Here is a 13,770-nt window from a genome sequence, read left to right as displayed (position 1 = left end):
CGATGGGGCTTTACCGGTCGAACCCTTTGTCGGGCAAGCCCCATCGCGGCTGAAGCCGCTCCTACGACCGTGTGCCGCGGGCCGGCGGTACACTGCGGCAACCCTTCAATGCGCGCGCCACGATGAACGAAATCCTGTCCCCGGCCCATGCCACCGCGCTCGATGCGGCCGATCCGCTGCGCCAGCTGCGCGGCCAGTTCCTGTTCCCGCAGCACCAGGGCGCCGACCAGGCCTACTTCGTCGGCAACTCGCTCGGCCTGCAGCCGCGCGGCGCGCAGGCGATGGTGCAGGAGGTGATGGACCTGTGGGCGCGCATCGCGGTCGAAGGCCACTTCACCGGCCCGACCCACTGGATGAACTACCACCGCCTGGTGCGCGACCAGCTGGCGCGCGTGGTCGGCGCGCAGCCGGTGGAAGTGGTGGCGATGAACACGCTGAGCGTGAACCTGCACCTGATGACGGTCAGCTTCTACCGGCCCACGTGCGAGCGCCCGGCGATCCTGATGGAAGCCGGCGCCTTCCCCACCGACCGCCACGCGGTCGAGGCGCAGATCCGCTTCCATGGTTTCGACCCGGCCACCGACCTGATCGAAGTGCAGCCGGACGAGGCCAACGGCACGCTGTCGATGGCGGCGATCGAACGCGCCATCGCCGAGCACGGCAGGCGCGTGGCATTGGTGCTGTGGCCCGGCGTGCAGTACCGCACCGGACAGGCGTTCGACCTGGATGCGATCACCCGGCTGGCACGCGCGCAGGGCGCCAACATCGGCTTCGACCTGGCGCACTCGGTCGGCAACGTGCCGCTGGCGCTGCACGATGTCGCTCCCGATTTCGCCGTGTGGTGCCACTACAAATACCTCAACGGCGGCCCGGGCGCGGTCGCCGGTTGTTTCGTGCACGAGCGCCACGCCCGCGACACCACGCTGCCGCGCTTCGCCGGCTGGTGGGGCCATGAGCAGGCCACGCGTTTCCGCATGGCGCCTGAGTTCGTACCCGAACTGGGCGCCGAGGGCTGGCAGCTGAGCAATCCGCCGGTGCTGGGGCTTGCGCCGCTGCGCGCCTCGCTGGAACTGTTCGACCAGGCCGGCATGGAGGCGCTGCGCGCCAAGTCGCTGCAGCTGACCGGCTATCTGGAGACGCTGGTGCGCGCACGCCTGTCCAGGGTGCTGCAGATCGTCACCCCCGCCGAGACCGGGCGGCGCGGCTGCCAGTTGTCGCTGCGTGTGGCCGGCGGACGCGAACAGGGCCGTTCGCTGTTCGAATACCTGCAGTCGGTCGGCGTGCTGGGCGACTGGCGCGAGCCCGACGTGATCCGCATTTCCCCGACCCCCATGTACAACCGCTACCGCGACGTGCTGCGCTTCGTCGAGGAAGTGGAAGCCTGGGCCGGCCCCTGATCCAACGGAACCACCGACTTGAGCGTTTCCTCCCCGCGTCACCTGACCCTGATCGGCGCCGGCCTGGCCGGCTCCCTGCTCGCCATCCTGCTCTCGCGCCGCGGCTGGCGCGTCACCGTCTACGAACGCCGCGGCGACCCGCGCGTGGCCGATTACGAAAGCGGCCGCTCGATCAATCTCGCGCTGGCCGAACGCGGCCGCAACGCACTGCGCCAGGCCGGCGTTGAAGCGGCGGTGATGGAGCGCACGGTGATGATGCGCGGACGCATGGTGCACCCGCGCGATGGCGGTGCGGCGCAGTTGCAGCGCTACGGCCGCGACGACAGCGAAGTGATCTGGTCGGTGCACCGCAAGGACCTCAACACCACCCTGCTGCAGCTGGCCGAGGACGCCGGCGCCCGCTTCCATTTCCACCGTCGCCTGCACACGGTGGATTTCGACGCCGGCTATGCGCGCTTCATCGACGACCGCGACGACCAGCCGCACGACATCCACTTCGACACGCCCCTGGTCGGCGCCGACGGCGCCGGCTCGGCGCTGCGTGCGGCGATGAACCGCAAGTCGCCGCTGGGCGAACGCACCGAGTTCCTCGACCACTCCTACAAGGAGCTGGAGATCCCGCCCGGCGCCGACAACGGCTTCCGGATCGAAGCCAACGCACTGCATATCTGGCCGCGCGGCCGCTACATGTGCATCGCCCTGCCCAACGACGAAGGCACCTTCACCGTCACCCTGTTCCTGCCCAACGAGGGCGATCCGAGTTTCGCCACGGTGCGCAGCGGCGCCGAGGCCGAGGCGCTGTTCGCGCGCGAGTTCGCCGACGCGCTGCCGCTGATCCCGCACCTGCGCCGCGACTGGGAACAACACCCGCCTGGCCTGCTCGGCACCCTGCACCTTGACCGCTGGCACCTGGGCGGCAAGGCGGTGCTGCTCGGCGACGCCGCGCACGCGATGGTGCCGTTCCACGGCCAGGGCATGAACTGCGCGTTCGAGGACTGCATCGCGCTGGCGGACCTGCTGGAAAGGCACGAGGATCCCGCGCGGGCCTTCGCCGCCTTCGAGGCCGAGCGCAAGCCCAACGCCGCGGCGATCCAGCAGATGGCGCTGGACAACTACCTGGAGATGCGCGACCACGTCGCCGACCCGGTCTTCCTGCTGCAGCGCGAACTGGAACAGGAACTGCAGCGGCGCTGGCCCACGCGCTTCGTGCCGCACTACACCATGGTCACCTTCCTGCACACGCCGTACGCGGTGGCGCTGGAACGCACGCGGCTGCAGCAGCGCATCCTCGCCGAGGCCTGCGCCGGCCACACCACGCTGGAGCGCATCGACTGGGCCGCGCTGGAGGACATCATCCAGGCGCAGTTGCCGGTGCTGGAAGGAGCGTACTGATGACCCGTGCCCGACAGGCAACGACGCCGTCGCCACGACCGGCGAAAACCACTGGCCGACGGTAAGACGCCCATGCCCGATACCTTCCTGTTCTACGACCTCGAGACCTTCGGCCAGGATCCGCGCCGCACCCGCATCGCGCAGTTCGCCGCGGTGCGTACCGACGCGCAGCTGCAGGCCATCGAGGAGCCGGTCAGCTTCTTCGTCAGGCCGGCCGACGATCTGCTGCCCTCGCCCATCGCCACGCTGATCACCGGCATCACGCCGCAGCGCGCGCTGGCCGAGGGCGTGAGCGAGGCCGAGGCCTTCGCCCGCATCGCCGAGCTGATGGCGCGCCCGCAGACCTGCACGCTGGGCTACAACACGCTGCGCTTCGACGACGAGTTCGTCCGCCACGGCCTGTTCCGCAATTTCTTCGACCCATACGAGCGCGAGTGGCGCGGCGGCAACTCGCGCTGGGACCTGCTGGACATGCTGCGGCTGGTGCATGCGCTGCGCCCGGACGGCATCGTCTGGCCGCAGCGCGAGGACGGCGCTACTTCGTTCAAGCTCGAGCACCTGGCCCTGGCCAACGACGTGCGCCAAGGCGATGCGCACGAGGCGCTGTCCGACGTGCATGCCACCATCGGCATGGCGCGGAAGTTCCGGCAGGCGCAGCCGCGCATGTGGGACTACGCGCTGAAGCTGCGCGACAAGCGTTTCGTCGCCAGCCTGCTGGACATGGTGGCGATGCAGCCGGCGCTGCACATCTCGATGCGCTACCCCGCCAGCCGCCTGTGCGCGGCGCCGGTACTGCCGCTGGCCACGCACCCGCACATCGGCAACCGGGTCATCGTGTTCGACCTGGACAGCGACCCGCAGGCGCTGCTGGACCTGTCCGTGGAGGAGATCGCGCAGCGCCTGTATACCCGCGCCGCCGACCTGCCCGAAGGCCAGCAGCGCATCCCGCTCAAGGAAGTGCACCTGAACAAGGTGCCGGCGCTGGTGGCCTGGAACCACCTGCGCGCCCCCGATTTCGAGCGGCTGGGCATCGACCCGGCGGCCGTGGAGGCGCGCGCCGCGCAGCTGCGCGCGCATGGGCCCGAACTGGCCGAGAAGGTACGCCGGGTATTCGCCCGCGAGCGTCCGGCCGAGGGCCCGCCCGATCCCGACGGAGCGCTGTACGACGGTTTCCTCGCCGAGGGCGACCGCGCGCAGCTGGCGCGCGTGCGCACCTGCCCGCCCGACGCGCTGGCCGGGATGGAGGCGAACTTCCGCGACCCACGCCTGCCGGAGCTGCTGTTCCGTTACCGCGCGCGCAACCATCCGCACACGCTGGATGCCGGCGAACGGGCGCGCTGGGACGACTACCGCCATCGCCGCTTCACCACGCAGGGCATGGCCGAACAGACGATGGACGAATACCTGGCGCAGATCAGCGCGCTGCGCGGCGAACACCACGACAATCCCGCCTCGCTGGCCCTGCTCGATGCACTGGAGCAGTGGCGCCACACCCTGCAGGAAACGCCATGACCGCCTATTTCAGCGACGCCAGTTTCAAGTTCCTGCGCGGCCTCGCCCGCCACAACGAGAAGCCCTGGTTCGCAGAACACAAGCACCAGTACGAAGAACACGTGCGGCAGCCGTTCCTGCGCCTGATCGCCGACCTGCAACCGGACCTGGCGCAGGTCAGCGCGCATTTCCGCGCCGACCCGCGCACCGTCGGCGGCTCGCTGTTCCGCATCTACCGCGACTCGCGCTTCTCCAACGACAAGACCCCGTACAAGACCTGGCAGGGCGCACGCCTGTTCCATGAGCGCCGCAAGCAGGTGCCGGCGCCGTCGTACTACATCCACCTGGCGCCTGGCGAGAGTTTCGTCGGTGCCGGCATCTGGCATCCGGAGCCGGACACGCAGCGCCGCATCCGCCAGTTCATCTTCGACAATCCCGGCAGCTGGAAGGCCGCCGCGCATGCGCCGGCCACGCGCCGGCGCTACGAATTCGAGACCAGCGAAAAGCTGGTGCGCGCGCCACGCGGCTTCCCCGCCGATTTCGAATGCATCGACGACCTCAAGCATCGCAACTGGGTGCTGTGGCGCCCGCTGGACGATGCGGTCATGACCGGTCCGCGCCTGCGCCAGACGCTCGCCACCGACCTTGCCGCGCTGGGGCCGTTCGTCGATTACCTCTGCGCGGCGCTGGACCTGGAATTCTGAGGCGACCGGGTTCACGCCGGCCCGCTGGATTTGCGGCACCCTAGCCGGCAGTCGCCCAACGGAGCCGCCGCCATGGCCGCCATCCATCACCAGATCTGGATCGACGCACCGCTGGCCACCGTCCACGCCGGCCTGGCCACGGCCGGAGGCCTCGGCCGCTGGTGGATTCCCCATGCCAGCAGCGTGATCGACGGTGCCAGCGTGCTCAGCCACAACCCCGGGCCGGCGCATGGCGTGGTGGCGATGCATGTACTCGACGCCCCCGAACGCTGCGTGCGCTGGGAAGTCATAAGCCGCCACCCGGCGCAGAGCCCGGCCTCGGCCTGGACCGGCACCGAGATCCGCTTCGAGCTGTCGCGCCGCGCCAGCCCCGGCGCCTGGCGCGGCCTGCCGCATGAAGGCGAACCGATGACGGTAGTGGAATTCCATCACCTGGGCTGGAACCCGGACAGCGAATTCCTGGGCTTCTGCAGCCAGGCCTGGGCCGAAACCCTGGTGATGCTGCGGCGCTGGGCCGAATCCCATCCCGAACTGCCGGTCTGAGCCGCGGAGCATGCGCATGAAGAAATGGCTGCTCCCGGCCTTCGCCGCGCTGCTGGTACTACTCGCCGCCTACGTCGCCGCTGGCCCCTGGCTGGCGATCCACGGCATCGGCAAGGCAATCGAACAGCGCGACGCGGCGCGTCTTTCGCGCTACGTCGATTTCCCCGCGCTGCGGGTCAACCTCAAGGCGCAGCTCGACGACCAGCTGGTGCGACGGGCCGGCAGCGACCTGCAGTCCAGCCTGTTCGGCGTCGTGGCGCTGGGCGTGGCCGGCCGCCTGACCGGCGCGGCAGTGGACGTGATGGTCACGCCCGCCGGCATCGCCGCCCTGCTGCAGGGCCATGGCGTGTGGAAACGCGCCACCGGCGATACCGCCGACGGCGACACCTGGGGCCCGCCGGCGCCCGCGCGGCCGTTGCAGGGCGCGCGCGGGCGCTACGAATCGCTGTCGCGCTTCACCGCCACCCGGCGACTCGACGGCGGCGGCGAAGTGGTTTTCGTGCTGACCCGGCAGTGCCTGCGCTGGCGCCTTACCGACATCGTGCTGCCATCGGACGACGCATCCGGCTGACGACGACGCGCTCGAAACCGGCACCGGCCGCGGCAGGCGCCGGCCCTGTCTCAGGCGGTAAGCCGCTGCGGCTCCTCCAGCGCGCTTGCGGCCAGGAACGCTTCCAGCGAATCGTCCATCGCTTCCATCCACGGCGTGTGGTGCGGCGGCGCCAGCGTGCCGGTCAGCACCGAACGGTAGCTGCGGTTGCGGTAGCCGAGGATGTCGTCCTTCTTGTCGCGCTTCCATTGCTTGAACAGCGTCGCCACCGCTTCGACATCGAAATCAGGATAGTCGCTGGCGTCGAGCAGGTCGCGCACGTAGGCGGTCTGGAAATCGATGTCGTCGTCGGCATTCCGGCAGGCTTCCTCGCGTGCCAGCCATGCCCGGCTGTCGGCGCGCATCGCCGCCTCGTCCGGCAGCTCCATCGTGCCGAGGATCGCATCGCGCGCGCACCAGGCCTGCGCATCGAACATGTTGAAGGTGTAGTACTGGTCCTGCATGCCCAGGTACATCAGCTTCGGGTTGTCGATCCAGAACACGCCCTTGTACAGGTCGCCCGGATACAGCCGGTTGCGGGTACGCAGGGTCAGCGCGTCGGGCAGGAACGGGAAATGATGCTGGTAGCCGGTGCACAGGATGATCGCGCCCACGTCCCGGCTGCTGCCGTCGGCGAAATGCGCGGTATTGCCGTCCACCCGCAGCAGCAATGGCTTCTCGTCGAACGCGTCCGGCCAGTCGTAGCCCATCGGTGCGCTGCGGTAGCTGAAGGTCACCGAACGCGCGCCGTACTTGTGGCATTGCGTGCCGATGTCCTCGGCCGAGTAGCTGCTGCCCACCAGCAGCAGGTCCTTGCCGGCGAACTCGCAGGCATCGCGGAAATCGTGCGCGTGCAGCACGCGTCCCGGGAAGCGTTCCAGCCCCTCGAAAAACGGCGCGTTGGGCGTGGAGAAATGCCCGGTGGCGACGATCACGCGGTCGAATTCCTCGCTGACCAGTTCGTCCTTCTCCAGGTCGCGCACGCTGACGGTGAACCGGCCGCTCTGCTCCGAGTACTCCACCCATTGCACCGCCATCCTGAAGCGGATCTGGTCGCGCACACCGCTCTTCTCGATGCGGCCCATGATGTAGTCGCGCAGCACCGCGCGCGGCGGGTATGAGGCGATCGGGCGGCCGAAGTGCTCCTCGAAACCGTAGTCGGCGAATTCGAGGGCTTCCTTCGGCCCGTTGGACCAGAGATAGCGGTACATGCTGCCGTGCACGGGTTCGCCATAGGCGTCCAGTCCCGTGCGCCACGTGTAGTTCCACATTCCCCCGAGATCGGACTGCTTTTCATAGCAGACGATCTCCGGCACGTGTGCTCCGGCCCTGCGGGCGGATTCGAAGGCACGCAGTTGCGCCAGGCCACTGGGGCCGGCGCCAAGGATGGCGATACGCATGGTCATTCGGGTTGTTTCTCCTGTGTAGCCGTCGCCGCGCTGGACGCGACGACACTGCGCAAGGGCGCGTTATGCGCCGCGCGGGAGAAACAGCCGTTCGGTCCCACGCAGCGCGCGAAACACCCGGTGGCCGCCAACAGGCGGCCATGGCGAGAGGATGGGAAGGCGCAGACGCCACCGGCCGGGGAACATGCCCCGCCCCTTCGTCACCGGGTGGGTGCTGTGCGGGGGGATCTGCCGCATTCGTGCAGACCAGGATGCGGCGAAGCGCCGCCGGGAATAACCCGCGAAAGCGTTTCCATCCTAATGCGATGCACCTGAAACGGCAACCGCGTGTACCGTGTCGACCATGGCCAGACACGTTCCGCCGCGACGCCACCGCCTGCATCGCCCAACGCCGTCCAGCACCGGGGATGCCCGCCATCGACCGCTGCGGCGGAACCATGTTCCTGCCATTCATCGCGCGCCGCCATGCGCCCGGCCCGAATTCCCCCGGTCAAACGGAGCCCCGGATGAGAACACTCAGGATCATCGAACACATCTCGCTGGATGGGGTGATCCAGCATTCAGCCGACGAAAGCGGATTCCCTTTCAGCAACTGGAGCGCGCCCTACCGGACGCCGGCTGGCCGCGAGGAAATCACCCTGGCCCATGGCACCGGCTTCGATCTGCTGCTGGGACGGCGCACCTATGACATCTGGTCGGACTTCTGGCCACAGGCACCGCACGGCGCGCTGGCCGACAATCTCAACGCTGCGACCAAATACGTCGCCACCCATCGCCCGGCAAGCCTGGCATGGGGGCCGGCCGAAGGCCTCGGGCCGGACATCCTCACCGACATCCGCCGCATCAAGTCCCAGGGTGTCCGCCCGCTGATCCTGTCGGGCAGCTCCACGCTCACATCGCCCCTGCTCGAACACGCGCTCGTGGACGAGGTACTGCTGGTCGTCTATCCGCTGCTGCTCGGCACCGGCAAGCGTTTCTTCGCGGACGGAACCCCGGCATGTACGTTCGAGCTGGCCGACTCGAAGGCGCTGCCGTCCGGCGTCGTCCTCAACAACTATCGGGTGGTCGGGCCATTGAAAGCCGGCAAACGCGGTGTCACCGGGTAATGCGCGCGGACACGGCCACCGGGCCTGATCGATGCGCTGCACGCCCACGTCGCCAAGCCTGCGTGAAGCCGCTCGTTCCCGCATGGTGCTAGCATGCCCATGCAGGCGATGCCTGCCACGCGCGCTCCGCGCAGCCGCCAAGGCAGTTGCCCGCTCCGCTCTCCTTTCCCTGCGCCATCGGCACCGGCTATCCGGACGGCCGCTCAATGGGAGCATCCTGTGCCCGCACATTCGGTCTGCAAACCGGCACCGCGCCCGCGGTATCCCCTCCACATCCGCCCCGGCAGGCACCCGCTGGCCGCGGCCCGCCTGGTCCGCAAGCGGGTAACCACGGCGCGCGCCACGCCGTGCCACACGCAGCGAGGCATGCGTTGAAACCGTCCACCTGCCAGACGCCCACCGCTGTCCACTGCACGTCTTGCGATGCGGTGTGCTGCCGCCTGACGGTAGTACTGGGCAGCGAGGACAGCGCGCCTGCGCACCTGACCACGCGCCTGCATGGCCTGCCGGTCATGGCCCGCGATCCGGAGGGCTGGTGCGTGGCACTGGATGGGCAGAGGATGAATTGCCGGATCTATGCAAGCCGACCGGCGGTATGCAGATCCTTCGTCATGGGCGGCCCCTACTGCAAGGCCGTCCGCGAGGAATACGCGCATCCGGGAAGCCGCACCATTGAATCGACACTTGCATGAGGAATAAAGATGAGCACCATCCGCAAGTCAGACATCGCAGCCCCCAGAAGAACCGGCTCGAGCTTCGCCAGCCCACCCCAGCAGGGCCCGCTGACCGGTGAGCGCATCGCCGAGGACCTGGTCGCATTCGGCAAGGCCGGGGGAAAGATCGAGGTACTCGGCAACACCCCCTTGCGTGGCAAGGCTCAAGCCGTGAAACCCGCCCCGACCGAGCGCGGTGGCAAGGCGGTACCGGCGACCGCCGATACTCCCCCGGAAAAAGCCTGATCCTTCCCCTCCCCAACGGACGACAACTTTGGCCAAGATCAATTATTCATTCGAGAAACGCCAGCGCGAGCTTGCCAAGAAGAAACAGAAGGAAGAGAAGCTCGCCAGGAAGCGCACCGGACAGGGCACATCGACGGCCGATGCCGCCGACCGCCCTGCATCCACCTCATGAGGCATCGACCGCACCCATGCACCCCATGCATGGGTGCCGCCATCGGCATCAATGCGGGATCGGCGAACGATACGTGGCCGCGCCGCGCTGATTGTTGATGGCGCGCATCCTGTACGCCGCTTCGGACGGCTGCGCGGCGAGGAGGTCCTGCCGTTCTTTCGGTCACGCCGATCCAAGACAGCCGGTCTGCAGCAGCGTTCACCACGCCTGCCGGACCGGAGATGGAAGCGATACGCAGGATTCCGCCAGCATGGTCATGCGGGCGGGAATCACGAGTTCTCCCCCGTCATCTTCAACGTTGCGTGCGGCCCTGCGGTCCAATGAAAAAGCCCGGCTCGAAGCCGGGCTTTTTCATCAAGCGATAGCCGGTCGGATCAGACCACGCGGACCTGGTCGGCCTGCATGCCCTTCTGGCCCTTCACCGCCACATAGGTGACCTTCTGGCCTTCCTGCAGCGACTTGAAGCCGGACGATTCGATCGAACGGAAGTGGACGAACAGGTCTTCGCCGCCGCCATCCTGGGTGATGAAGCCAAAACCCTTGGCGTCGTTGAACCACTTCACGGTACCGGACTGGGACTGGGACATTTCAATGCTCCTTGTTACGGATGAAGCCGCATTCGCGGCAGGGACGCTGATTTCAAGGAGAATTGAGAAGCGGGTGCAACAGTGTAGAGAAGGTATCTACAGCATCGGGCCACGATTCAAGGTGACCCTTGTAATTCAGCCCGTGCACCGTAGAGACTTTCCGCGCGCAAAGCAAATGCAGGCCGGGCCGCGATTCAGTTTGGGCTGCCGATGCCGGCGCAGCTGCGCTTTCCAACGCGTGACCGGATCGTCGAACACTTCATGATCCGACACACCCCGCCCTTCCCGGCGATGCCCATGTCCGCCCCGCTGGCGTCAGCGGCAATCCGTCGACACGCTGTTGGCAGCGCGGCGCGGCGGAGCAGATACGGGGGCCGCCGCAACCGGCCGCAATGACCTGGCCGCCATACCGGCCGTGTACGCCACGGCATGCGTGAAACCACGCATCGCCCGACGCATCGCTCAAGCCACTGCGGCCCTGCAGGCGGCCAGCGTAAGGGGACTGGCGGGCCACGCAGCGCGCCATGGAATCGAGCCCTTCAGCGCGCCAGCCGTTGCCAAGCCGCGGCCAATCGCCTGAATCCAGCCCGCAGCTGCCCGCGCGCACCCCAGGGCAACGCCGCCAGCGCCGCGTCGACCGGCCCCGGTTGCGGCCTGCCGTTCCAGGCGATAGCGACCTTGTTGCTCATGTCCGGTTCGTCCAGTTTCAGCACGTTGCCGTGGAAACTGCGGCGCAGCCGCGCAAGGTGCGCGCGGGTGTCGGTGTCGTAGAGATTGCTGGCCATGACGCCGTCGGCGCCGAGCGCGGCGCGGCAGTCGTCGTAGAACGCCTGCGTGGACAGCGCTGCGGGGATCCCCTGCGCGTCGTAGGCGTCGAGCAGCAGCAGGTCGAAACAACCGCGATTTCCGCGCAGCCAGCGTGCGCCGTCGACGCATTCGACATGCAGCCGCGCGTCGTCCGCCGGGATCTGGAATTCGCCGCGCAGGGCGATCACGTCCGCATCGTTCTCCGCCACGTCGATGCGCGCCGAGGGCAGATGCAGGTGGCAGAACTTGGTCTGGGCCCCGCCCCCCAGCCCGATGATGCCGATGCGGCGCGGATCTGGATGCAGCCACAGCGCGGCGAGCATGGTGCGGGTATAGCCCACGTGCAGCCGCTGCGGGAACCAGCGCGACATGCGCGTCTGGGTGACGTCGCCATGGAACTGCAGTTCCACATGCCGCCAGGTACGGCGGACGCGGGCGCCTACCCCGCCGCTCATACGCGGTCGGCGTTGGCGATGCCGTGCGGCACGTGCCCGGCGGCGACGCTGTGATGCTGGCGGGCGCTGTCGATGTTGTGCTGGGAATCGTCGAAGAAGATGTCCGCGCCGAACGCTTCCAGGAACGGCCCCTTGTGGCGTCCGCCAAGGAACAGCGCCTCGTCCAGGCGCACGCCCCACTCGCGCAGGGTGCGGATCACCCGCTCGTGCGCCGGCGCCGAACGCGCGGTGACCAGCGCGGTGCGGATAGGCGCCTCCTCACCCGCCGGGAACGCGGCCTGCAGCGCATGCAGGGCCGACAGGAAACTGCGGAACGGCCCGCCGCTGAGCGGCTCGTGCGCGTTCTCGCGCTCGTGCCGACCGAAAGCCTCCACGCCCTGCTCGCGCGAGATGCGCTCGCCCTCGTCGCCGAAGATCACCGCGTCGCCATCGAAGGCGATGCGCAGTTGCGTCGACGGGCGCCCGGTATCGCTGGCCGCGGCGGCGGCGGACACCTCGCCGGCGCCGCGCGGCAGGACGGTGGCCGCGGCGATGCCATGCACCAGCGCGCGCCGCACCGATTCGGGGTTCGCCGACAGGAACAGGTCGGTGCCGAACGGCTTGACGTAGGGCCAGGTCGGCTCGCCGGCGGTGAAGGTGGCGCGCACGATGCCCAGGCCGTAGTGCTGGATGGAATTGAAGATGCGCAGCCCGGTATCGGCCGAATTGCGCGAGAGCAGGATCACTTCCACCCGCGGCGTTTCAGTTGGCGCGCCGCCGTTCAGGGCCAGCAGCTTGCGCACCACCGGGAAGGCCACGCCGGGCTTGAGGATGTCGTCTTCGTGCTCGCGCTGATAGGCCGCGTAGGCCTCCACGCCCTCGCTTTCGAACAGCGCATGCCCCTCTTCGAGGTCGAACAGCGCGCGCGAAGTCACCGCGACGGTGAGCAGTCTGGGAGTGTTGTCGCCCATGGATGGACCTGACAGGAAAAGCGGGGGGATGGGAGCCAGTCTAACCGGAAGCCCCGCTGCCGATGGCAGCCTCCGCAGAAGCGACGCAGGTGTCGACGGACGTCACCGGCAGAACCCCGTCGCCACCGGTGTCGCTTGTACGGAACCCTCGCTTTGCGCTCAGAACTCGAACTGCTCGCTGAGGATGCGCTCTTCCAGGTTGTGTTCGGGATCGAACAGCAGAGTCACCCGTCGCTCGCGCGACTCGCGGATGGTCACTTCCACCACGTCGCGGGTCTCGTGCGAATCGGCGGTGACGCTGACCGGCCGCTTGTAGGGGTCGAGCACGCGGAAGCGCACCTCGGTCTCGGCCTTGAGGATGGCGCCGCGCCAGCGCCGCGGGCGGTACGGCGCAAGCGGCGTCAACGCGATGGTGTTCGAGCCCAGCGGCAGGATCGGCCCGTGCGCCGAGTAGTTGTAGGCGGTGCTGCCGGCGGGCGTTGAGACCAGCACGCCGTCGCAGATCAGTTCCTCCACGCGCTGCTGGCCGTTGAGGTCGATGCCGATATGCGCCGCCTGCCGCGTCTGCCGCAGCATCGACACGTCGTTGTAGGCCAGCGAGCCGACCGTGGTGCCCGACTCGGTGCGCGCGATCATCTCCAGCGGGCGCAGGTGCGCCGGTTCGGCCTGCGCCAGCCGCTGCGGCAGGTCGTCTTCGCGGTGGTGGTTCATCAGGAAACCGACCGTCCCCAGCTTCATGCCGAACACCGGTTTGCCCATGCCGCCGAAGCGGTGCAGCGTCTGCAGCATGAAGCCGTCGCCGCCCAGCGGGCACAGCACGTCGGCATCGTCGGGCGCATGGTCGCCGTAACGCGCGGCCAGCCGCTCGCGGGCCTGCTGCGCGGCCTCGACGGTGCTGGCGAGAAAGGCGATGCGGGGGGACATGGCCATCGTCGGTTGCTGGAAGGATTGCCGAGGATAACCCGCAACGGCGAACGCTGCCGCGGCACTCCAGCGCATGCTATCGATTCCGAACGGGGGCAAGCCACACGGCCAGAGCGCCCTCGCCTTCCGCCCCGCAGGAGCGGCTTCAGTCGCGATTGCCGCTGCACTACGCCCGGAAAGCATTCGCGGCTGAATCCGCTCCTGCAGCCGAAAGCACCGCGGCCAAGGCCGCTCCCACCGCAACGCCGCAGGAGCGGCCTTGGCCGCGATGTTGTATCCAGCAGGTGC

General features: G+C 68.4%; 15 protein-coding genes. 10 read left to right on the top strand and 5 right to left on the bottom strand.

Translation table 11 applies throughout. From position 1 onward, the window contains the following. The first annotated feature begins 122 nt into the window (after window positions 1–122). From kynU to QMX80_RS14965, 6 genes are all read left to right on the top strand, one after another. The gene (gene kynU, locus QMX80_RS14990) at window positions 123–1,397 is read left to right on the top strand and encodes a kynureninase (RefSeq protein WP_282277860.1); all 1,275 of its coding nucleotides are present in this window, start codon (window positions 123–125) and stop codon (window positions 1,395–1,397) included. A gap of 18 nt (window positions 1,398–1,415) precedes the next feature. After that, on the top strand, window positions 1,416–2,789 hold the full coding sequence (locus QMX80_RS14985; protein WP_282277859.1) for an NAD(P)/FAD-dependent oxidoreductase: 1,374 nt from the start codon (window positions 1,416–1,418) through the stop codon (window positions 2,787–2,789). 72 nt (window positions 2,790–2,861) lie between these two features. After that, entirely contained in the window at window positions 2,862–4,301 is a 1,440-nt protein-coding gene (sbcB, locus tag QMX80_RS14980) for an exodeoxyribonuclease I (RefSeq protein ID WP_282277858.1), read from the top strand. Next, window positions 4,298–4,984, top strand: a complete 687-nt coding sequence (locus QMX80_RS14975) for a DUF2461 domain-containing protein (RefSeq protein WP_055764864.1) — start codon at window positions 4,298–4,300, stop codon at window positions 4,982–4,984. The genes sbcB and QMX80_RS14975 overlap by 4 nt, the downstream gene beginning before the upstream one ends. Before the next feature lie 72 nt (window positions 4,985–5,056). Next, on the top strand, window positions 5,057–5,527 hold the full coding sequence (locus QMX80_RS14970) for a hypothetical protein (RefSeq protein WP_282277855.1): 471 nt from the start codon (window positions 5,057–5,059) through the stop codon (window positions 5,525–5,527). Between the two features lie 16 nt (window positions 5,528–5,543). Beyond that, window positions 5,544–6,098, top strand: coding sequence for a DUF2939 domain-containing protein (locus QMX80_RS14965; RefSeq protein WP_282277853.1), 555 nt, complete (start codon window positions 5,544–5,546; stop codon window positions 6,096–6,098). Window positions 6,099–6,148: 50 nt separating this feature from the next. On the opposite strand, the gene QMX80_RS14960 is transcribed toward QMX80_RS14965, so the two are convergent. Next, a complete protein-coding gene (locus QMX80_RS14960) occupies window positions 6,149–7,522 on the bottom strand; it encodes an NAD(P)/FAD-dependent oxidoreductase (protein WP_282277851.1) in 1,374 nt (457 codons plus the stop codon). Window positions 7,523–7,929: 407 nt separating this feature from the next. Here QMX80_RS14960 and QMX80_RS14955 point away from each other — a divergent pair, with 407 nt between their 5' ends. The 4 genes from QMX80_RS14955 to QMX80_RS14940 all read left to right on the top strand — a co-directional run bounded on the left by QMX80_RS14955 (window position 7,930) and on the right by QMX80_RS14940 (window position 9,759). Next, window positions 7,930–8,628 carry a dihydrofolate reductase family protein gene (locus tag QMX80_RS14955; RefSeq protein ID WP_282277849.1) on the top strand — a complete coding sequence of 233 codons (699 nt, stop codon included), beginning with the start codon at window positions 7,930–7,932 and terminating at the stop codon, window positions 8,626–8,628. A gap of 371 nt (window positions 8,629–8,999) precedes the next feature. Then, a complete protein-coding gene (locus tag QMX80_RS14950; RefSeq protein WP_282277848.1) occupies window positions 9,000–9,320 on the top strand; it encodes a YkgJ family cysteine cluster protein in 321 nt (106 codons plus the stop codon). Between the two features lie 9 nt (window positions 9,321–9,329). Beyond that, entirely contained in the window at window positions 9,330–9,587 is a 258-nt protein-coding gene (locus QMX80_RS14945) for a hypothetical protein (protein ID WP_282277846.1), read from the top strand. A 28-nt stretch (window positions 9,588–9,615) separates the two neighbouring features. Next, window positions 9,616–9,759: a hypothetical protein gene (locus QMX80_RS14940; protein WP_273081908.1), complete on the top strand. Its 144-nt coding sequence runs from the start codon at window positions 9,616–9,618 to the stop codon at window positions 9,757–9,759. A gap of 374 nt (window positions 9,760–10,133) precedes the next feature. On the opposite strand, the gene QMX80_RS14935 is transcribed toward QMX80_RS14940, so the two are convergent. From QMX80_RS14935 to QMX80_RS14920, 4 genes are all read right to left on the bottom strand, one after another. Then, window positions 10,134–10,346, bottom strand: a complete 213-nt coding sequence (locus QMX80_RS14935; protein WP_055764855.1) for a cold-shock protein — start codon at window positions 10,344–10,346, stop codon at window positions 10,134–10,136. Between the two features lie 539 nt (window positions 10,347–10,885). Next, complete coding sequence (locus QMX80_RS14930) at window positions 10,886–11,608, bottom strand: transferase (RefSeq protein WP_282277845.1); 723 nt, start codon at window positions 11,606–11,608, stop codon at window positions 10,886–10,888. Next, window positions 11,605–12,558 carry a 5'-nucleotidase gene (locus QMX80_RS14925; protein WP_282277843.1) on the bottom strand — a complete coding sequence of 318 codons (954 nt, stop codon included), beginning with the start codon at window positions 12,556–12,558 and terminating at the stop codon, window positions 11,605–11,607. Before QMX80_RS14925 ends, QMX80_RS14930 begins: the two co-directional genes overlap by 4 nt. A 159-nt stretch (window positions 12,559–12,717) precedes the next feature. Further along, entirely contained in the window at window positions 12,718–13,488 is a 771-nt protein-coding gene (locus tag QMX80_RS14920) for an NAD kinase (protein WP_055764849.1), read from the bottom strand. Window positions 13,489–13,770 lie beyond the last annotated feature (282 nt).

The organism is Stenotrophomonas sp. PS02297 (assembly GCF_029959705.1).
GTDB classification, from domain to species: Bacteria; Pseudomonadota; Gammaproteobacteria; order Xanthomonadales; family Xanthomonadaceae; genus Stenotrophomonas; species Stenotrophomonas nitritireducens.
This window is presented reverse-complemented; position numbering and strand designations above follow the sequence as displayed.